This is a genomic window from bacterium, assembly GCA_037128595.1.
Lineage (GTDB): Bacteria > Verrucomicrobiota > Kiritimatiellia > CAIKKV01 > CAITUY01 > JAABPW01.
The window spans coordinates 43,352-61,069 of sequence record JBAXWB010000002.1 but is presented as its reverse complement, the minus strand read 5'-3'; the positions used below and the strand labels follow the sequence as shown (position 1 = coordinate 61,069).

Genomic DNA, 17,718 nt, shown 5'->3' with positions numbered 1-17,718 from the left:
GGACCTATCCCTGCTGGCCGGTGGAGGACACCACCTTGCCAGTCATGCCCACATGTATGTGAATGTGGAATGATCCCCATCTTAATCTTACTCGTAATCATAATCTTAATCCTCCTCCTGTGAATTTGCATCATGCGCCATGGATATGGGACGACCCTCCTCTCGCTAGCCATCATCTCGCAGGAGTGAGCGCACGCACTAAACTGGATGTGAAATAAAACAAGATCGGGATCACAACTCTATTTACGATAAGCATCATCTATGCTATCTTTCGTATATGAAATTCGAAGAAGTGGTCCGGTTTGTTGGAGACCTTCAGTGTTTTGATCTTCCTTTGCTGACGCAAGCCTTTTCCGTCAAGAGGCCTGGTCTTCGGGTTCAATTATCCCGATGGATGAAGGACGGGAAAGTCATCGGAGTACGCAGGGGTGTGTACGTTCTCTCCCCCACCTATCGTCGTCGGCCTTTGAACACGGGAATCCTGGCGAATCAGCTCTATTATCCCTCATACCTGAGTGGTCAGTGGGCGCTTGGATATTACGACATGATCCCTGAACATGTCGTTTGGCTTACCAGTGTGACATCCCGTGCGCCCCGGCGTTTTGAAAGTCAGGTGGGGGTGTTTGATTACCGGAATATCAAGCAGAGCTTTTTTTTCGGCTATGGTACCCGGAAAGTAGGGGATCAGGAGGTCATGGTGGCGGATCCTGAAAAGGCCCTGCTGGACTATTGGCATCTTAATGCCGGGGAATGGACGTTGCCGCGTTTGGCTGAGATGCGGTACCAGAATAGGGAGAAAGTCTCAGGGGAGCGACTCAGGGAATATGCGGTCCGATTTGACAGTCCCCGATTACTCCGTGCTGTTGAGCGATGGTTGAAATTGATGGCGGAAGAGCAGGAAGGCTGGGTGGCGGTATGAAGGAGCAAGCGCTGGCATTGGCGCGCGGGATCAATGATCCCGGGCAGCGGTTGAACAAACTTCGGGAATATCTTCAGGCGCTGGTTCTGAGATCCCTACATGAATCGGAAGCGTTCCGCTCACTGGCCTTTGTGGGGGGCACGGCGTTGCGGTTCCTGCATAACCTTCCGCGTTTCTCCGAAGATCTTGATTTTTCGGTTGTTTCCCCTGATGGGTATGCGGGTGCGGAGTGGATGGCCAAAGTTAAACGGGATCTCGTGCTGGCCGGCTTCAATGCACAGGTCACCTGGAATGACCGGAAAGTGGTTCACGCGGCCTGGATCCGGCTGGAAGGCCTTTTGTATGAGGCGCAATTAACGGGGATGCCAGATGAGAAATTGGCGATCAAGCTGGAGATCGACACCCGTCCCCCGCCTGGAGCCCAGTGTGAGCGTCAGGTGGTTTTCAAGTACGTGACCTTCCTGGTTCAGTACCATGACCTGCCGTCATTGTTGGCGGGAAAACTGCATGCGGTGCTCACGCGTAAGTATGCCAAAGGGCGGGATTGGTATGATTTGCTTTGGTATCTCTCACAGCGCCCGCCGGTGGTCCCGAACGGTCTACAGTTACAGAATGCACTCGATCAGACGCAGGGCGTTGGGATTAGCGACGCCCAAGCATGGAGATCCCTTGTTCGCGCTCGTCTGGAGTCGCTGGATATGGAGATCGTGATGGATGATGTCCGCCCCTTTCTGGAGCGGTCGCAGGATGCCTCGTTTCTCACCCGCGATAATCTATTGAGCGCGATATAAACAAATTGCCGAGGCATGGCTGCGGGCGATTTATTAGGGAGTCCCTCATGCTTGCTTCTCACGTACTAACCGGGAGATTACGGAAAAGGAATTGATTTAACACTATGCCCCGACTATTTTCAGCGCATGACAACTCCATCATCTGCATTCGGTCCATGGATAGCGGCCTTGAAATCACGGGAACCCTGGTTTGTGAAGGGCGATTTGGACGGGTTTTTCGGTCTGTTCATCGATAATCTGCTGCAACTGATGCTGATTGGCGTGTTGTGCCGGTTTGTATGCGGGTTTCCCGCTGAATTCATCACCACGGTCATTCTGCCCGGTGCGGCGGTTTCCATTCTGATCGGTAACCTATTCTATGGCTGGCAGGCCCGGGTGGTGGCGTTGCGGACGGGTCGCAAGGATACCACCGCGCTTCCCTTCGGGATCAACACGCCGAGTCTGGTGGCCTATGTGTTTTTGATCATGGGGCCGGTATATCGTGAGACTGGGAGCTGGCACCTCGCCTGGCAGGCGGGGTTGTTCGCCACGCTCATCTCGGGGGTGATGGAAGTGGCCGGTGCCTTTGTGGGGGACTGGATGCGCAAACATACGCCCCGTGCCGCCCTGCTTTCGGCCCTGGCCGGGATCGCGATCACCTTTATCGCCATGGGCTTCATTCTCCAGATCTTTGCGTCGCCGATGATCGCGATTCTGCCCATGATGCTGATCCTCATCTCCTATGCCTCACGCGTGAAATGGCCGTTGTCCCTGCCGGGCGGTTTCCTCGCCGTGATTATCGGCGTCTCCCTCGCCTGGATTCTGCGCTCCCTCGGATGGGTCACCTTCACCACCCCGCAGGACGCGTATACTTTCGGATTCCATATGCCGAAGTTCCTGTTCGGGGATGCGATCGCGTTGATGGTCTCCCCGCTTGGCTGGAAGTACATGGCCATCATTCTGCCGATGGGCCTGTTCAATGTCATCGGCTCGCTCCAGAACCTGGAGAGCGCGGAGGCGGCGGGCGACCGCTATGAGACCAAGCCCTCCCTGTTGACCAACGGGATCGGGACCCTCGTCGCCGGCTTTTTCGGCAGTCCCTTTCCGACGACGATCTATATCGGCCATCCGGGCTGGAAGGCCATGGGCGCGAGGGGCGGCTATTCGATTCTGAACGGGGTGGTGATCACGCTGCTCTGCCTGTTCGGCGGATTGACCCTGGTCCTGAAGGTCATTCCCATTGAGTGCACGCTGGGGATTCTTCTTTGGATCGCCATCATCATTACCGCCCAGGCCTTCCAGGAAATTCCCAAGCCCCATGCCCTGGCCGTGGCACTGGGCCTGATTCCCTCGTTTGCCGCCTGGGTGCTGCTCGAGATCGAAACAACCCTGCGCGTTTCAGGGTCGTCGTTATTCGCTGTGTGGGACAAGTTCGGTCCGGATCTTTACATTAAAGGCGTGGTCGCGCTCAGTCAGGGCTTCATCATGACCTCCATGGTACTGGCCGCGGCCGTGGTCTTCATGATCGACCGGAATTTCCTGAAGGCCGCCTACTGGATGTTTGCGGGGGCGGTGTTATCCGCGGTGGGCCTGATCCACGCCTATACGGTGACCCCTGCCGGCATTGAGAATAAATTCGGCTGGCTGGCCGCTCCGGATTTCGCCGCCATGTATGCCTTGACCGGTCTGGTGCTTGTTGGCCTGCACTTCTGGCATCTGCCGGAAGCGGACGCCCATTGATCAATATGACGCCACAAGATTACTACCTGACTCGCAAGCCTGCCCACGTTCCCTCCGCTTCCGCGGTGTCCGCGCCGGGTGGGGCGGGGCTGGGGGGCGCCATGATGACGGACGACCCCTGCGTGTCGCAGTATGCCGCGCACTTGGAACATGAACGGAATGCCTCCCGCCATACCATTGCCAACTACCTCATGGATATCGCCCAGTTTGTCCGGTTCACCTGGACGGGGGACGCCTTGCCCCCCTACGCGTGGCAAAGCGTGGACCGGTTTAAAGCGCGTGCGTTCCTGGTTGATTTTCAGAAACGGGGAAGTGAGGCCACCACGACGTCCCGGAAATTGTCCAGCTTGCGGGCGTTTTACAAGTTTATGGAACGGGAAGGCATGGTGACGTTGAATCCCTTTGCCGGTTTGAAGGCACCCAAGCGCGCGAAGAAGCTTCCGAATTTCCTGTCGCGTGATGAAGTCAACCGGCTTCTGGACATGCCGATGAAATTATGGGCGGATGCCAAAAAACCGAAACAGGACCGGGAACGCCGACTGGTGGAATACTGCGCCTTGCGGGATCAGGCGATCCTGGAGGTGCTCTACAGCACCGGGGGCCGTATTACCGAGATTGTCGGACTGCTGGAGCCGCAGGTGGACTCGCTGAGTGGAGTGGTGCAGGTGCGGGGCAAAGGCAAGAAGGAGCGCCTGTGCGCATTGGGGCGCCCGGCGGCCAAGGCGTTGCGCGTCTCGTTAACGCTGCGTAATGAGCTCTGGCCGGAGATGGAGCGACGCCGTCCCAATGACCGGCCGCTCTTTCTGAATGTGCATGGCGGTAAGCTGACGAGCCGGTCGGTGGAGCGGTCCTTGAAGAAATATCTGCTCGGGGCGAATTTGAATCCGGACATTTCGCCGCACTCGTTGCGTCATTCCTTTGCCACGCATATGCTCGATGCCGGGGCGGACTTGCGCAGCGTGCAGGAACTGCTCGGCCATGCCAGTTTATCCACCACCCAGATCTACACGCATGTTACGGTGGAAAAATTAAAGAAAGTATACGATGATGCCCATCCGCGAGCCTGACCGCTGTCATGTAAGACAAAGGCGTATAATAAAAGAGTGGGAAATTTTGAACAGAAGCCCGCAAAGATCGCGAAGAGAAGGATTTCACCACTGATTAAAGAAATGAAAGAAATCCAGATAATGTTTGGCGATTTTCTGTCTGGCGGGTACCCCAGCCATAAAATCGCCAAACGGTTTTCTTTAATTGAAGAAGCACCATGGCGGGATTTTTGGATCGGGTACTCCCGAACAAGAAATGCCGCCATATTGTCTTGCTCTTCGCGGTCTTTGCGTGCTTCTGTTCAAATTCTTCCGCTTTCTGGATTTCCTGTATTTCTTGAATTAGTGGTGAAGTCTTTCTTAAACGAACTTGTCGGACAGGATACTAGGATTTGAGATACATATGATTTGGTTGATATACAATTTATTATTTCCGGTGTTGTTTCTGGCGATGTTGCCGTATTTCCTGCTACGCATGTGCCGGCGGGGCGGCTATGCCAAGGGCTTTATGCAGCGGTTGGCGGTCTACGATGCCGGCCTGAAGGCCCGCCTCAGTGAACACCAGCGGGTGTGGGTACATGCGGTCAGTGTGGGGGAGACTTATGTGGCACTCCGATTCATGGAGGAATGGCGGCAGGTCCAGCCTGATATCGCCTTTGTGATGACCGTCAACACCTCCACGGCGCACACCCTGGCGACCAAGGCCTTGAACAAGGCAGATGTGCTGGTGTATTTCCCCGTTGATTTCCCCTGGGTCATCCGGCGCGTACTGAACCTGCTGAAGCCCCGGATGCTGGTGCTGACGGAATGTGAGTTCTGGCCGAATCTGATCCGGATGAGCCAGGCGCGCAGGATTCCCGTGATGCTGATCAACGGGCGCCTGTCCGACCGGTCTTTCAAAGGATACCACCGCTATCGCTGGCTGTTTACACCTCTGCTGAGAATGGTGGATCGCCTCTGCGTGCAGGGCCCGCAGGATCAGGAGCGGTATCTGGCGTTGGGCGCGGCTCCGGACCGGGTTCAGGCGACGGGCAGTGCCAAGTATGATGTCGCCCTCAAGGAGCCGGGCAAGTTGGAGACGGCTTCAGCCATTCTGGCTTCCGCACGGATGGCGGCGGGCGATTTGATCTTGTTGGGCGGCTCCACCTGGCCGGGGGAGGAGGAGGTCCTGCTGGATTATTATGTTCAAGCGAAATCCCGATATCCCGGTTTGAAACTGGTATTGGTGCCCCGCCACGCCGAGCGTCGGGACGAGGTGGTGGCCCTGATTGAGAAGAAGGGCCTTCAATTTGTCCAACGCAGCAAGGGTGGGGCAGCCGTCACCGGTGAGCCGCCAGGAGTACTGCTGGTGGATACTACTGGTGAGTTGAAACACCTTTATACGGTGGCCACCGTGATCTTTATCGGGAAGAGCCTGACGCAACATGGCGGCCAGAACATTATTGAGCCGGCCGTCTGTGGAAGACCGGTGGTGGTGGGCCCGAATATGGAGAACTTCGCCGATATCGTCCGGGAGTTCAAGGCGGCAGAGGCCTTGATCCAGGTGGGGACAGAGGCGGAGCTGAAGGAGAAATTCGATCAGCTTCTTGCTGATGAGGGGATGCGCACGACCTATGGCACTCGCGCCGCCGCATTGGTCTCGAAGAACCGTGGCAGCATCAAGGCGACCGTGGCCGCGGCGCAGGGACTGCGCCGGTGAGCAATATGAATACTAAGCCTGTTGCGTCAGAAACAGGAAGTAGTCCCGGCCCCGAGCCACTCTATTGTCTTGATCTGCCGACGCAGCCCAGGCCGGGCGCCGGCCCGATTCTCGTGACGGGCGGAACGGGTTATATTGGGGGCCGGCTGATTCATGAGCTTCTCGCCCGGGGCTATACGGTGCGCGTGATGGTGCGGAAAGCCTCTCCGGAACATGTCGAGCGCTGGCCCGGGGCTGAAATTGTGGTGGCGGATGCCTCGGATGTGGCCTCCCTCACGATCGCCCTGAAGGGGATTCATACGGCCTACTACCTGATCCATTCCCTCTTGCTGGGGCCGAAAGAGTTCGAGGCCATCGATCACGCCAATGCGCGGAATTTCAGGGAAGCCGCCACCCTCAACGAGGTGGCCCGAATTATTTACTTGGGCGGGCTGGGGGATGTGCGTACCGTGCTTTCCCCGCATCTGCGAAGCCGGATGCATGTGGCGACGGAATTGGGAAGCGGGGCCATCCCCGCCACCGTGTTGCGGGCTGCGGTCATTATCGGCTCCGGGAGCTCCTCCTACGAAATCATCCAGCATCTTGTGCGGCGTCTGGCCGTGATCGCCATTCCCTGGTGGGGTCGCACCAAATGTCAGCCGATCAGCGTCCGGGATGTCATCCGGTATCTCGTGGGCGTGCTGGAGCATCCGGATACCAAGGGGCAGTCGTATGACATCGGGGGGCCCGATGTGCTGACCTATGAGGATATGCTGAAGGTGGTGGCCGACGTGCTGGGTAAAAAACGCCTGTTCATTCCGTTCTTTCTGTCCGACGTGCGGTTGTATGCCTATCTTTGCGGCCTACTGACCCCGGTTCCCGCCCCGATCACTCGGAGTTTGATGGAGGGGTTGAGGAATGATGTGGTGTGCCTGGACTCCCGGATCACGAAGCTGATTCCCTTCCGCCAGGTGCCTTATCGCGAGGCCGTGAAGGAAGCCCTGGTCCATGAAGCCCAGGATTCCGTCCATACCCGCTGGTCAGATTCTTACCCCCCCCATCATGAGTTCAGTGTCAAACTTCATGAACTGCCACACGCCCCCCGTTTTACGGCTTCGGCTTCGGTGCTGACGGAGAGAAGCAGTCGCGATCTGTTCCGTTCCGTCTGCCTGATCGGGGGCAAGGAAGGGTGGTCGCATGGAAACTGGATGTGGCGGCTCAGGGGCATGCTCGACAAACTCCTGATGGGAGTGGGCACGACCCGTGGCCGGCGGAGTTCATCTACCCTGCGCGTGAATGATGTGGTCGATTTCTGGCGGGTGGAGTCTTTGTATAAGAACCGGATGGTCCTGCTCCGGGCTGAGATGAAACTGCCCGGCTTCGCCTGGCTCAAGTTCAGCATTTATCCTGAAGCGGGCGGCCACCGGCTTTCAGTGGTGGCATATTATGATACGGACACCTGGTATGGGAAGCTCTACTGGTATATTTTCCTGCCCTTCCATGGCTATCTCTTCGATCGGTTGGTCCGCAAAATTTCAGAACGGACTCTTGATTCAGAGCAGGCTAAATAGTGGGTAGGCTATTAGCCTGATAGGCATAGTAATCATCCCCCTTTTTTTGTTGATCTGGAGATCCTGCGATGGTATCACTTTCGCCTTTTGTGACCGGGGGGGTAGGGACGGAGCAACTTTCTTTATGACCAATACCGTTGTCTGGAGTTTAATTTATCTGCTGGCCTTCTTGGCGGCGGGGCTGGTGATCGGATTGGGCGCCATGGTGATGTCCTGGTTGCTGGCCCCGAAGCGGACCCGGGAGGTCTACCAGAAAACCCTGCGGAGCATTGAGTGCGGCGTGGCGCCCATCGGCCATGCCTGGATCCGGTACGGGGTGGTGTATTATCTCTATGCCCTGATTTTTGTCGCGTTCTCCGTTGACGTGCTGTTCCTGTTTCCTGTGGCCTTGATTTATAATGAGAAGCCGGGTTGGCTGGATTTCGGGGAAGTTCTGCTTTTTGTCGGTATCCTGGCGCTGGTGATTGTCTATGCTTGGAAGAAAGGCGTTTTTTCATGGAAAAGCAAGTTGAAGTCCCCCCAGGCTTAATTCACTTCGCAATGCTTGATGATGTGCTGAATATGGCGCGTGCCAATTCACTGTGGCCGATGACCTTCGGCCTGGCTTGCTGTGCCATCGAGATGATGGCGACCGGGGCGTCGCGGTTTGATATGGCCCGGTTTGGCTGCGAGGTCTTCCGGCCTTCCCCCCGCCAGAGCGATCTGATGATTGTGAGCGGCACCATCAGCCGTAAGATGGCCCCTGCGGTAGTGACCCTTTACGATCAGATGCCTGAACCCAAGTGGGTGCTGGCCATGGGGAATTGCGCCATCTCCGGCGGTCCGTTCAAGTTTCCCGGCCAATACGGGATTGTCGAAGGCGTGGATCAGCTCATTCCGGTGGATGTCTATGTGCCGGGTTGTCCGCCGCGCCCCGAAGCCCTGATTGAAGGGATCCTCACGCTGGAGGAGAAACTTCGCGGCAAACGGTGTTTCCCGACTGTGGAGGCCCGCTAACCCCATGAAAAGCCTCACATTGAAATCCAAGTTTGAAGCGATTGCCGTGCGTGGAACCCCCGCGCCCGTCGCTGGCGCCGAGGCTGGCGCTCCGGTGCCACTGGTGCTCGAAACCCCGCATGCGACCAAGGGGATTGACCTGGATGTAACTGTGCCGGCGGAGCGTGTGGTCGAGGCGGTCAAGATCCTGGATGACGCGAAATGGATGCTTGAGGCGATCACCGGGGTCGATTGGCTGGCAGAACGTCAATTCGAAGTCGTCTATGACTTTACCCATGTCGAGTCGGGTGAGCGCGTGGCCGTCCGGGTGCGAATCCCGCGGGACACACCGGAATTGCCGACCATTTCCCACATTTATGGCGGGGCCAACTGGCATGAACGGGAAACCCATGATTTCTTCGGGATTATCTTTACAGGGCATCCGGAATTGATTCCGTTACTCCTGCCGGAAGATGCCCGCTTCCACCCGCTGCGAAAGGACTTTACCGCGTGAGTACTGACGCACAAAGTGTTTTGAACGAGACGTTTGTACTCAATCTGGGGCCCCAGCATCCCGCCACCCATGGCGTGTTGCGCATCAAGCTGACCATGGATGGGGAGTACATTGTGGATGCGGAGCCGGTGATCGGGTACGGACACCGCATGCATGAGAAGATGGGTGAGAACCGGTCGTATGCAAAGTTCCTGCCTAATACCGGTCGCATTGATTACGTGGCCGCGCTGTTCAATGGTCACGGGTATGTAGGCGCGGTGGAGCGGTTGGCGGGCATCACTGTTCCGGAACGTGCGGAATATATCCGCGTGATCACCTCCGAATTGAATCGCGTGGCCAGTCATTTGCTGTGGCTCGGCGCTTTCCTGGTCGATCTGGGCGGGTTCACCCCGCTCCTGTATTGTTTTGATGACCGCGAACAGATCCTGGATCTGCTGGAATCCGTTACCGGTGCGCGCCTGACCTTCTGTTATTACCGGTTCGGTGGCGTGTGCAATGATATTGACGATGACTTCGTGACCGGGTCAAGGGCGTTCCTCGCCCGGCTGCGTTCCCGGATGGCGATGTATGACGCCCTGGTCACCAAAAACATCATCTTCCGCAAGCGGGTGGAGGGTATTGGCCTGATCTCGGCGGAGACCTGCCGCAAATATGGCGCCACGGGTCCGGTGATCCGCGGGTCCGGTGTGGCCTATGATGTGCGTAAAGTGGAACCCTATTCCGTCTATTCAAAATTCAATTTTGATGTTCCGGCTTTCCCCGAGTGCGACTGCATGGCCCGTTACAAGGTGCGTATCGAGGAGATGATTCAAAGCATGCGGATCATTGAGCAGGCGCTCGACTCGCTCCCTGCCGGGCCCGTCATGGCGGAGAAAGTGCCGCGCACCCTCAAGCCCGCCAAAGGCGACGGCTATTACAATGTGGAGTCGGCGCGGGGCAGTTTCGGGGTGCGGGTGGTGAGCGATGGCTCGGAGAATGCCTACCGCCTCAAACTGCGTTCCCCGTGTTTCTCGAACATGAGTCTGTTCCGCGAATGTTCAGCAGGGATGCTGTTGCCGGATGCGCTGGCGCTTCTGGGAAGTTTTGATCTGGTGATCCCGGATATGGACCGTTAAGGATGGGAGAGGGTTAGAAATGTCGAGCGACATGATCATGGAAGTAGTGCGGCTGATCCTCTATTTGGTCGGCTTTCTTGCCTTTGCGCTGCTCAATGCGGCGTACCTGACCCTCGTGGAACGGAAAGTTCCCTCCTGGTTCCAGCTCCGGCCGGGCCCCATAGAAGTGGGCCCCTGGGGCCTGTTGCAACCGGTGGCGGACGGCATCAAGTTGCTGGGCAAGCAGATCCTGACCCCGCAGGGCGCCGATCTGATCATGTTCAAGCTGGCGCCGGTGATGGTGGTGGTGCCGGGCGTTCTCTGCCTGGTGACGATGCCGTTCAGCGAGTCGATTGTGCCCCGGAATTTCAATCTGGGACTGCTCATGATCTTTGCGTTCGGGGCGTTCGGCGTGTTTGCCATCCTGTTGGGCGGCTGGGCTTCGAATAACAAGTATTCAAGCATCGCCGCCGCGCGGGTAGTGGCACAGAACATCGCCTATGAAATTCCCATGTTGCTGGTGGTCATTTCCCTGGTATTTGTCACGCGCACCTTCAACCTGCATACGATTGTCGAGCAGCAGATGGGCGGATTCTGGCACTGGAATGTGCTGAACCTGAAGGCCAGCCTCATGATGCCGGTCGCCTTCCTGATCTATTTCATTTGTATGCTGGCGGAAACGAACCGGGCGCCCTTCGATATGGTCGAGGCCGAAAGCGAACTGGTGGCCGGAGCCTTTACGGAGTATTCAGGGATGGGTTTCGGCCTGTTCTTTGTCGCCGAGTATTTGAACATCATGGTCGGCTGCTGCGTCGGGACGATCCTTTTTCTGGGCGGCTGGGATTGCCCCTTCGGGATCCTGCCCGGCGTCCACTGGTTCCTGATCAAGATGTATGCCCTGTGTTTTGCCGTGATCTGGGTGCGCTGGTCGTTTCCCCGGACCCAGTTTTACGGGCTTCTGAACTTGTCGTGGAAAATTCTGATTCCGTTCGCGCTGGTGAACCTGCTGCTGACGGCCTTTATGCTTAAACTCTTCCACTAGGCTTATCCTGATGATTACTTATTTTAAAGAAATTCTGAGCGGGCTGTACACCCTGTGCGTGGGGATGAAGATCACCTTCCTTCACTGGTTCCGTCCGAACGTGACGGTGCATTATCCCCGGCAGAGTCTGAAAATGACGCCGCGCTATCGCGGTCATATCGATCTGACCTCTGACGCGGCGACCGGCAAACCCAAGTGCGTGGTCTGCATGGCGTGTCAGCGGGCCTGTCCCTCCGGCTGCATCAAGCTGGATGGGGCCAAAGCCGAAGGGGCGCCCCGCAAGTCGTTGACCTCCTATACGCTCAATTTCACGACCTGCAGCCTGTGCGGGCTCTGTGTGGAAAGTTGCAGCTTTGATGCGCTCCATTTTTCAAAGGAATACAACCTGGCCTCCCGGAAAAAAGAGGATTACACGATGGACCTGCTCAAACGCGTGCTGGAGAAAAAATGACGATCGACCTGACCCCTGCAACGCTCAATACGGTGGCTTCCTCCCTGCTTTTTGCAGCGGTGGTGGCGGTGACCCTGACGGGGGCAGTGATCGCCGCGGCCTCACGGCGGCTGGTCTATTGTGTGAGTGGGCTGGTCCTCTCCTTTATGGGGCTGGCCGGGCTGTATGTCTTCCTGAACAGTCCGTTTCTGGCGCTGATGCAGGTGTTGATCTACATCGGGGCCATCTGCGTCACGATCATGTTCGCGCTGATGCTGGCTGATCCCAATGAGGAGTCGTCCCTGCTGCCCCGGAATGTCCTGCTCGGGTTGTCCAGTTTCCTGGTGGCGGCGATGCTGGCGGTGGGCCTGATTCTGGTGGTGGCCAAAACCCATTGGCTGCCGAAGGCCGTCCAGATCAATGCCGGCTCGGTTGAAGATCTGGGGCGGGGGCTGTTGACGCGCTTCGGTTTTGCATTTGAACTGATCTCGGTGGTGTTGCTGCTGGCCATTCTGGGGGCGCTGGTGGTGGCACGGTCGGGGCGGAGGACTCACTCATGACACTACTCAATCTGATCATTCACGCGCCTGGAAATCTGGCCGCCTATCTGGCCGTTGGGGCGCTGATGTTTGCCATCGGCTTCTTCGGGTTTATCCGGCACCGCACGCTGGTGGGCATGTTGATTTCCGGTGAGTTGATTCTGGCGGGGGCCTCGCTCAATTTCATGGCCTTTGCCCATTTCCGCGCGGCGGATCCGGTGGTCGGACAGGCCTTCACCTTGTTTATCATGGGAATCGCCGCGGCCGAGGCGGCCATTGTGCTGAGCATTATGGTGGCGGTGTATCGCAATTATCACTCAATTGACGCCCGTGACCTGAAGGAGATGGAAGGATGACGATTGCTGCTCCCTTGGAAACTCCCCGTCTGCTTCTGGCGATCCTGGCGCCCCTGATCGGTTCCGCGGCGGTCATGCTGACCGGCAAGCGACCGAATGTGCGCGAGGCCTGCTCCTTTATCACGGCTACCATCCTGTTCGGCACCGTGGTTTCGCTGGTTCCGGCCGTTCTCGCCGGGCAAAAACTGGTGTATCATCTCTTCAGCATTCTGCCCGGGGTCTCGGTGACGTTGCGGGCGGATGCCTTTTCCATGGTGTTCGCGCTGGTCGCCTCCCTGTTGTGGATGGTGACGGTGATTTACTCCATGGGTTACATGCGCGGCGCCCATGAGCATGCCCAGACCCGCTTCAACGCCTGTTTTGCGCTGGCCCTGTTCGGGGCCATCGGTTGTGCCTTCTCAGATAACCTCTTCACCCTTTACCTGTTCTACGAAATCGTCAGCATCAGCACCTATCCGCTGGTGGCGCATCATCAGGACCAGGAAGGCTATGAAGGCGCCCGCAAGTATCTGACCTATCTGACGGCCACGGCCAAGGGGTTGGTGCTGCCGGCCATGATCATGACCTATGTCCTGTGCGGTACCCTTGATTTTTCGACCAACATCCGGGACGGTATTTTCCCGACGGATGCCAGTCGCTGGCTGGTGACGATCACCTACATCTGCCTGATCCTAGGCTTTGCCAAGAACGGCATCATGCCCTTCCACAGCTGGTTGCCCGGAGCCATGGTGGCTCCCACACCCGTGAGCGCCCTGCTGCATGCGGTGGCCGTCGTCAAGGTGGGGGTATTCTCCACCACGCGCGTCATGCTGTTCCTGTTCGGGGTCGTCAAGATGGATGACTTCAACCTGGGGATTCCGACGGCCTACTTTGTGTCCTTCACCATCCTGGCGGCCTCCCTGATCGCCTTGAGCAAGGATAACCTGAAGGCGCGGCTGGCCTATTCCACCGTGAGCCAGTTGTCGTATGTGATCCTGGGCGTGGCCTTGCTGACGCCGGTGGGGATCGAAGGCGGCATTGTCCACATCGTCAATCACGCCTTTGCCAAGATTACCTTATTCTTCTGCGCTGGCGCCATTTATGTGGCCTCCCACAAAAAGGATATTTCCGACATGAAGGGGCTGGGGCGCGTGATGCCCTTTACCTTTGCCGCCTTTGGCGTTGCGGCGTTGAGCATGATCGGGGTGCCGCCGGTGGGCGGGTTCATCAGTAAATGGTTCCTGCTGGTGGGCGCCATGGATGCCGCCCAGATCGGGATCGTCGTGGTGCTGCTGACCAGTACGATCCTGAATATCGGATACTTTGCGCCTGTCGTGTATTCCGCCTTTTTTGGCAAGCCGGCTGATCCCCATGCGTATGACGGGGTGGGGGAAGCCCCGCTGACCATGGTCGTGCCCCTGTTGATTACGGCCTCGCTTTCGGTGGCGGTGGGTATCTATCCCGACTTTTTCCTCAACCTCATAAAGGGAGTGTTCGTATGACCCTTGTCACCCTGATTGATTTCCTGCGGGACCGGCTGAAAGCCGTCATCATCGTGGGCTGTGTGGTGCTGGCCCTGCTGGTGTTGGGCGATTGGTTGTTCGTTGACAAGGAACATGCCCACACCAAGGCGGAGCATATTGTTGGCTTCTGGTCGGCCTTCGGGTTTGTGGCCTGTGTGTTGATTATTTTTGTTTCCAAGTGGTTCGGACACCGGGGCATCATGAAACGGGAAGATTATTATGGCGATGAATGAGTTCTGGATACATCCGGCGCTGATCCTGATTGTGGGCGCCATGGTGATGCCGTTCCTGCGCGGGCTGGCACGTTCCGCCTGGCTGCTGTTGGTGCCGGCCCTGGTGTTTGCCCAGGTCATCCATATGGGGGCCGATCCGGGCCTGCATGGCGTGGTCAAGTTCCTGGACCTGACCCTGACCTTCGGGCGCGTCGACAAACTCGGGCAGGTGTTCGGATACATCATGTCCCTGATGTGTCTGCTGGGCAGTTTGTATGCCCTGCACGTCAAGGAGTCCGCCCAGCATTCCGCGGCCTGGGTGTATGTCGCCGGGTCATTGGGCGTCATTTACGCCGGCGATTTCATGACGTTGTTCCTGTTCTGGGAGTTGATGGCGTTTTCCTCGGTGTTCCTGATCTGGTTGCGGCGGCGTCCGCAATCGTTGGGAGCGGGCTTCCGGTATTTGCTGGTGCATGTGGCGGGCGGCCTGGCCCTGCTGGCCGGAATTTTGTTGCGGTACCACGCCACGGGCGGGGATCTCACGTTTACCCAGTTGGATGTCCATCATCCGGATCTGTCGACCTACCTGATCATGATCGGGTTCATCCTGAATGCCGCGGTGCCGCCGCTGCACGCCTGGCTGCCCGATGCCTATGGCGAGGCCACGGTCACCGGTTCGGTGTTCATGTGCGCGTTCACCACCAAGACGGCCGTGTATGCGTTGTGCCGGGGCTTTGCGGGGATGGAAATCCTGGTCGCGCTGGGCGTGATCATGGCCCTGTACGGGGTGGTCTACGCGGTGCTGGAAAACGACTCGCGCCGGTTGCTGGCCTATCACATCATCAGTCAGGTCGGCTATATGGTGGCCGGGGTGGGGCTGGGAACGCAGATGGCCATCAATGGCGCCTGCGCCCATGCGTTTGCCCACATTTTGTATAAGGGCCTGCTGTTCATGGGGACGGGCTCGGTGCTGCACATGACGGGCAAGAGTAAATTCTCCGAACTGGGTGGCCTCTACAAGAAAATGCCCTGGGCCTTTGTCTTTACCCTGATCGGGGGATTGTCCATTTCCGCCTTCCCGCTGTTCAGCGGGTTTGTCAGCAAGTCCATGATTGTGCAGGCGGGTTTTGAGGATCACAAGATGGTGGCGGCCTTTCTGCTGATGCTGGCCTCGGCGGGAACCTTCCTGCATACGGGTTTGAAGGTGCCGTATTTTATCTGGTTCGGGAAGAACAACTGCAGCAAGGAAACCTGGGAGATTGCCAAGGATCCGCCTTGGAACATGTGTGCGGCCATGGCCTTGATGTCCTTCATGTGCATCTTCATCGGCTGCTATACCCCGTATCTATACGCCAAGCTTCCCTATGAGGTCGATTATCAGCCGTACACCGCCTACCACGTTTCTGAAACGCTTCAGATCCTGTTATTCACGGCGCTCGGCTTTTTCCTGTTTGTCAAAAAACTGACACCCGAAGCGACAATCAGCCTGGATATGGACTGGTTCTACCGGATGGGTGGACGCGGGGTGGCCTGGGTCTCCCGGGTGCCGGCCCAGGCGGTGGATGAGTGGGTGAGCGAGTTCTACCGGTTCTGCGGACTGGCCTGGACAATGTCGCTGGCCCGGGTCTCCTCGTGGTTTGATTGGCATGTGATTGATGGTGTGGTCGATGGGGTGGCCCTCTCGGTGCGGTGGATCGGGGAGCGCGTGCGCCACATGCAGACACGGAATCTTCAGTTCAATATCTTCAGCGCGGTCGTAGTGGTCGTGGTGATGCTCTTGACCTATGCGTTGACAGCGATGACGTTGAGGTAAGCTATGCTTTGCTTTTATACAAATGGCCAATGGCCGATCTTGAGTGTGCTGACCTTCCTGCCGTTGGCGGGGGTCCTGTTGCTGCCGGTCCTCAAGGGGGATGGTCCGGCCAAAGTCTGGGCGCTGGGGGTGACGCTGGTGACGGCGGTGCTGTCCCTGCCGCTGTTTGCCGCGTTTGACCTCACGACGGCGTCGTACCAGTTCTCTGAAAAGGTCGCGTGGATTCCTTCGCTGAACATCCATTATGCGCTGGGCATTGACGGGATCAGTCTTCTGCTGGTGTTGCTGACCACCCTCCTGATGCCGCTGTGCATCCTGTGTTCCTGGCGCGCGATCGGGTCCCGCGTCAAGGAGTTCATGGCCTGCATCCTGATCATGGAAACCGCCATGCTGGGCGTATTCATGGCCCTTGATTTTGTGCTGTTCTACATCTTCTGGGAAGCGATGCTGATCCCGATGTTCCTGCTGATCGGGATCTGGGGCGGGCCGCGCAAGATCTATGCGTCGGTCAAGTTCTTCCTGTATACGCTGGCCGGATCGGTGCTGATGCCGGTGGCGGTGATCGCCCTCTATCTGCACAGCCAGCCCCACACCTTCTCCATTCCTGAGCTGATGAACCAGCCCTATTCCTTCACGCTGCAATGCTGGGTCTTTCTGGCCTTCTTCGTGGCCTTTGCGGTGAAGGTTCCGATGTTCCCGTTCCACACGTGGTTGCCTGCGGCGCATGTGGAGGCGCCCACGGCCGGGAGCGTGCTGCTGGCGAGTGTATTGCTGAAGATGGGGGCGTATGGCTTCCTGCGGTTCTGTTTGCCGATGACGCCGCAGGGCGTCCAGGCATTTGCCCCCTATGTGCTGTCCCTGTCGGCCGCGGGCATTATCTACGGCGGGTTCACGGCCTTGGCCCAGAGCGACATGAAGAAATTGGTGGCCTATTCGAGTGTGGCGCACATGGGGTTTGTCACCTTGGGAATCTTTGTCCTGAACACCAGTGGCGTTGAGGGCGCCATTCTGCAGATGATCAACCATGGGATCACCACGGGGGCCCTGTTCCTCTGCGTGGGCATGATCTATGAACGCACCCATAGCCGGGAGCTGGCCAATGCGACCGGGATCGGCAAGGTGATGCCCGTCTATGTCACCGCGCTGGCGATTTTCGGACTCTCCTCCCTGGCGTTCCCCGGTACGAACAGTTTTGTGGGTGAATTCATGGTGCTGGTCGGCAGCTTTGCCCATTCCATGAAGCTCGGGTGGGTGGTGGTGCCCGGGGTGGTCCTGAGTGCGGCCTATATGCTGCGCATGCTGCAGCGCGTGATCTGGGGCGGAACCCACAATCCGGATACGGCCTATCTCAAGGATTTGAACTGGCGCGAGATCGTTACGCTGGCGCCATTGGTGGCGTTTGTTCTGTGGATCGGACTGGCCCCCGCTCCGTTTCTGAAGGTGCTGCATGTCAGCGTGCAGCACCTGCTCATGCAAGTCCAGTTGGGCTTGAGTATTTAATTTACGGAAGGAATGGC

Annotated in this window: 19 protein-coding genes; all 19 read left to right on the top strand. The window is 57.7% G+C overall.

The features are described 5' to 3' along the window. Positions 1-277 precede the first annotated feature (277 nt). The 19 genes from WCS52_01280 (at position 278) to WCS52_01190 (ending at position 17,701) form a co-directional block, all read left to right on the top strand. A complete protein-coding gene (locus tag WCS52_01280) occupies positions 278-919 on the top strand; it encodes a hypothetical protein (protein MEI6165805.1) in 642 nt (213 codons plus the stop codon). Further along, complete coding sequence (locus tag WCS52_01275) at positions 916-1,710, top strand: nucleotidyl transferase AbiEii/AbiGii toxin family protein (GenBank protein ID MEI6165804.1); 795 nt, start codon at positions 916-918, stop codon at positions 1,708-1,710. The genes WCS52_01280 and WCS52_01275 overlap by 4 nt, the downstream gene beginning before the upstream one ends. Before the next feature lie 168 nt (positions 1,711-1,878). After that, positions 1,879-3,429, top strand: coding sequence for an NCS2 family permease (locus WCS52_01270; protein ID MEI6165803.1), 1,551 nt, complete (start codon positions 1,879-1,881; stop codon positions 3,427-3,429). A gap of 5 nt (positions 3,430-3,434) precedes the next feature. Beyond that, positions 3,435-4,496: a tyrosine recombinase gene (locus WCS52_01265; GenBank protein ID MEI6165802.1), complete on the top strand. Its 1,062-nt coding sequence runs from the start codon at positions 3,435-3,437 to the stop codon at positions 4,494-4,496. A gap of 36 nt (positions 4,497-4,532) precedes the next feature. After that, on the top strand, positions 4,533-4,871 hold the full coding sequence (locus WCS52_01260) for a hypothetical protein (protein MEI6165801.1): 339 nt from the start codon (positions 4,533-4,535) through the stop codon (positions 4,869-4,871). A gap of 7 nt (positions 4,872-4,878) precedes the next feature. Further along, positions 4,879-6,174 (top strand): 3-deoxy-D-manno-octulosonic acid transferase, encoded by a 1,296-nt coding sequence (locus WCS52_01255; protein ID MEI6165800.1) that lies wholly within the window; start codon positions 4,879-4,881, stop codon positions 6,172-6,174. A 5-nt stretch (positions 6,175-6,179) separates the two neighbouring features. Continuing rightward, positions 6,180-7,724 (top strand): DUF2867 domain-containing protein, encoded by a 1,545-nt coding sequence (locus WCS52_01250; GenBank protein MEI6165799.1) that lies wholly within the window; start codon positions 6,180-6,182, stop codon positions 7,722-7,724. A gap of 124 nt (positions 7,725-7,848) precedes the next feature. Continuing rightward, positions 7,849-8,253 (top strand): NADH-quinone oxidoreductase subunit A, encoded by a 405-nt coding sequence (locus WCS52_01245; GenBank protein MEI6165798.1) that lies wholly within the window; start codon positions 7,849-7,851, stop codon positions 8,251-8,253. Further along, positions 8,220-8,720, top strand: coding sequence for an NADH-quinone oxidoreductase subunit NuoB (gene nuoB, locus WCS52_01240; protein ID MEI6165797.1), 501 nt, complete (start codon positions 8,220-8,222; stop codon positions 8,718-8,720). Before WCS52_01245 ends, nuoB begins: the two co-directional genes overlap by 34 nt. A 4-nt stretch (positions 8,721-8,724) precedes the next feature. Beyond that, positions 8,725-9,213 carry an NADH-quinone oxidoreductase subunit C gene (locus WCS52_01235; GenBank protein ID MEI6165796.1) on the top strand — a complete coding sequence of 163 codons (489 nt, stop codon included), beginning with the start codon at positions 8,725-8,727 and terminating at the stop codon, positions 9,211-9,213. Beyond that, positions 9,210-10,328 (top strand): NADH-quinone oxidoreductase subunit D, encoded by a 1,119-nt coding sequence (locus WCS52_01230; protein MEI6165795.1) that lies wholly within the window; start codon positions 9,210-9,212, stop codon positions 10,326-10,328. The genes WCS52_01235 and WCS52_01230 overlap by 4 nt, the downstream gene beginning before the upstream one ends. Before the next feature lie 19 nt (positions 10,329-10,347). After that, positions 10,348-11,349 carry a complex I subunit 1 family protein gene (locus tag WCS52_01225; protein ID MEI6165794.1) on the top strand — a complete coding sequence of 334 codons (1,002 nt, stop codon included), beginning with the start codon at positions 10,348-10,350 and terminating at the stop codon, positions 11,347-11,349. Between the two features lie 10 nt (positions 11,350-11,359). Further along, entirely contained in the window at positions 11,360-11,800 is a 441-nt protein-coding gene (locus WCS52_01220; protein ID MEI6165793.1) for an NADH-quinone oxidoreductase subunit I, read from the top strand. After that, a complete protein-coding gene (locus tag WCS52_01215) occupies positions 11,797-12,339 on the top strand; it encodes an NADH-quinone oxidoreductase subunit J (GenBank protein MEI6165792.1) in 543 nt (180 codons plus the stop codon). Before WCS52_01220 ends, WCS52_01215 begins: the two co-directional genes overlap by 4 nt. After that, the gene (gene nuoK, locus WCS52_01210; GenBank protein ID MEI6165791.1) at positions 12,336-12,674 is read left to right on the top strand and encodes an NADH-quinone oxidoreductase subunit NuoK; all 339 of its coding nucleotides are present in this window, start codon (positions 12,336-12,338) and stop codon (positions 12,672-12,674) included. Before WCS52_01215 ends, nuoK begins: the two co-directional genes overlap by 4 nt. Next, positions 12,671-14,155 (top strand): monovalent cation/H+ antiporter subunit D family protein, encoded by a 1,485-nt coding sequence (locus tag WCS52_01205; GenBank protein ID MEI6165790.1) that lies wholly within the window; start codon positions 12,671-12,673, stop codon positions 14,153-14,155. The genes nuoK and WCS52_01205 overlap by 4 nt, the downstream gene beginning before the upstream one ends. Then, positions 14,152-14,409 carry a hypothetical protein gene (locus WCS52_01200; GenBank protein ID MEI6165789.1) on the top strand — a complete coding sequence of 86 codons (258 nt, stop codon included), beginning with the start codon at positions 14,152-14,154 and terminating at the stop codon, positions 14,407-14,409. Before WCS52_01205 ends, WCS52_01200 begins: the two co-directional genes overlap by 4 nt. Beyond that, positions 14,396-16,201, top strand: a complete 1,806-nt coding sequence (locus tag WCS52_01195) for a Na(+)/H(+) antiporter subunit D (protein ID MEI6165788.1) — start codon at positions 14,396-14,398, stop codon at positions 16,199-16,201. Before WCS52_01200 ends, WCS52_01195 begins: the two co-directional genes overlap by 14 nt. Positions 16,202-16,204: 3 nt before the next feature. Beyond that, on the top strand, positions 16,205-17,701 hold the full coding sequence (locus WCS52_01190) for an NADH-quinone oxidoreductase subunit M (GenBank protein ID MEI6165787.1): 1,497 nt from the start codon (positions 16,205-16,207) through the stop codon (positions 17,699-17,701). The last annotated feature ends 17 nt before the right edge of the window (positions 17,702-17,718 follow it).

Coding starts and splice junctions, on each gene's coding strand:
- WCS52_01215 (MEI6165792.1), top strand. CDS start 11,797: ATGACGATCGACCTGACCCCTGCAACGCTCAATACGGTGGCTTCCTCC.
- WCS52_01200 (MEI6165789.1), top strand. CDS start 14,152: ATGACCCTTGTCACCCTGATTGATTTCCTGCGGGACCGGCTGAAAGCC.
- WCS52_01280 (MEI6165805.1), top strand. CDS start 278: ATGAAATTCGAAGAAGTGGTCCGGTTTGTTGGAGACCTTCAGTGTTTT.
- WCS52_01265 (MEI6165802.1), top strand. CDS start 3,435: ATGACGCCACAAGATTACTACCTGACTCGCAAGCCTGCCCACGTTCCC.
- nuoK (MEI6165791.1), top strand. CDS start 12,336: ATGACACTACTCAATCTGATCATTCACGCGCCTGGAAATCTGGCCGCC.
- WCS52_01235 (MEI6165796.1), top strand. CDS start 8,725: ATGAAAAGCCTCACATTGAAATCCAAGTTTGAAGCGATTGCCGTGCGT.
- WCS52_01190 (MEI6165787.1), top strand. CDS start 16,205: ATGCTTTGCTTTTATACAAATGGCCAATGGCCGATCTTGAGTGTGCTG.
- WCS52_01255 (MEI6165800.1), top strand. CDS start 4,879: ATGATTTGGTTGATATACAATTTATTATTTCCGGTGTTGTTTCTGGCG.
- WCS52_01220 (MEI6165793.1), top strand. CDS start 11,360: ATGATTACTTATTTTAAAGAAATTCTGAGCGGGCTGTACACCCTGTGC.
- nuoB (MEI6165797.1), top strand. CDS start 8,220: ATGGAAAAGCAAGTTGAAGTCCCCCCAGGCTTAATTCACTTCGCAATG.
- WCS52_01275 (MEI6165804.1), top strand. CDS start 916: ATGAAGGAGCAAGCGCTGGCATTGGCGCGCGGGATCAATGATCCCGGG.
- WCS52_01250 (MEI6165799.1), top strand. CDS start 6,180: ATGAATACTAAGCCTGTTGCGTCAGAAACAGGAAGTAGTCCCGGCCCC.
- WCS52_01205 (MEI6165790.1), top strand. CDS start 12,671: ATGACGATTGCTGCTCCCTTGGAAACTCCCCGTCTGCTTCTGGCGATC.
- WCS52_01225 (MEI6165794.1), top strand. CDS start 10,348: ATGTCGAGCGACATGATCATGGAAGTAGTGCGGCTGATCCTCTATTTG.
- WCS52_01245 (MEI6165798.1), top strand. CDS start 7,849: ATGACCAATACCGTTGTCTGGAGTTTAATTTATCTGCTGGCCTTCTTG.
- WCS52_01195 (MEI6165788.1), top strand. CDS start 14,396: ATGGCGATGAATGAGTTCTGGATACATCCGGCGCTGATCCTGATTGTG.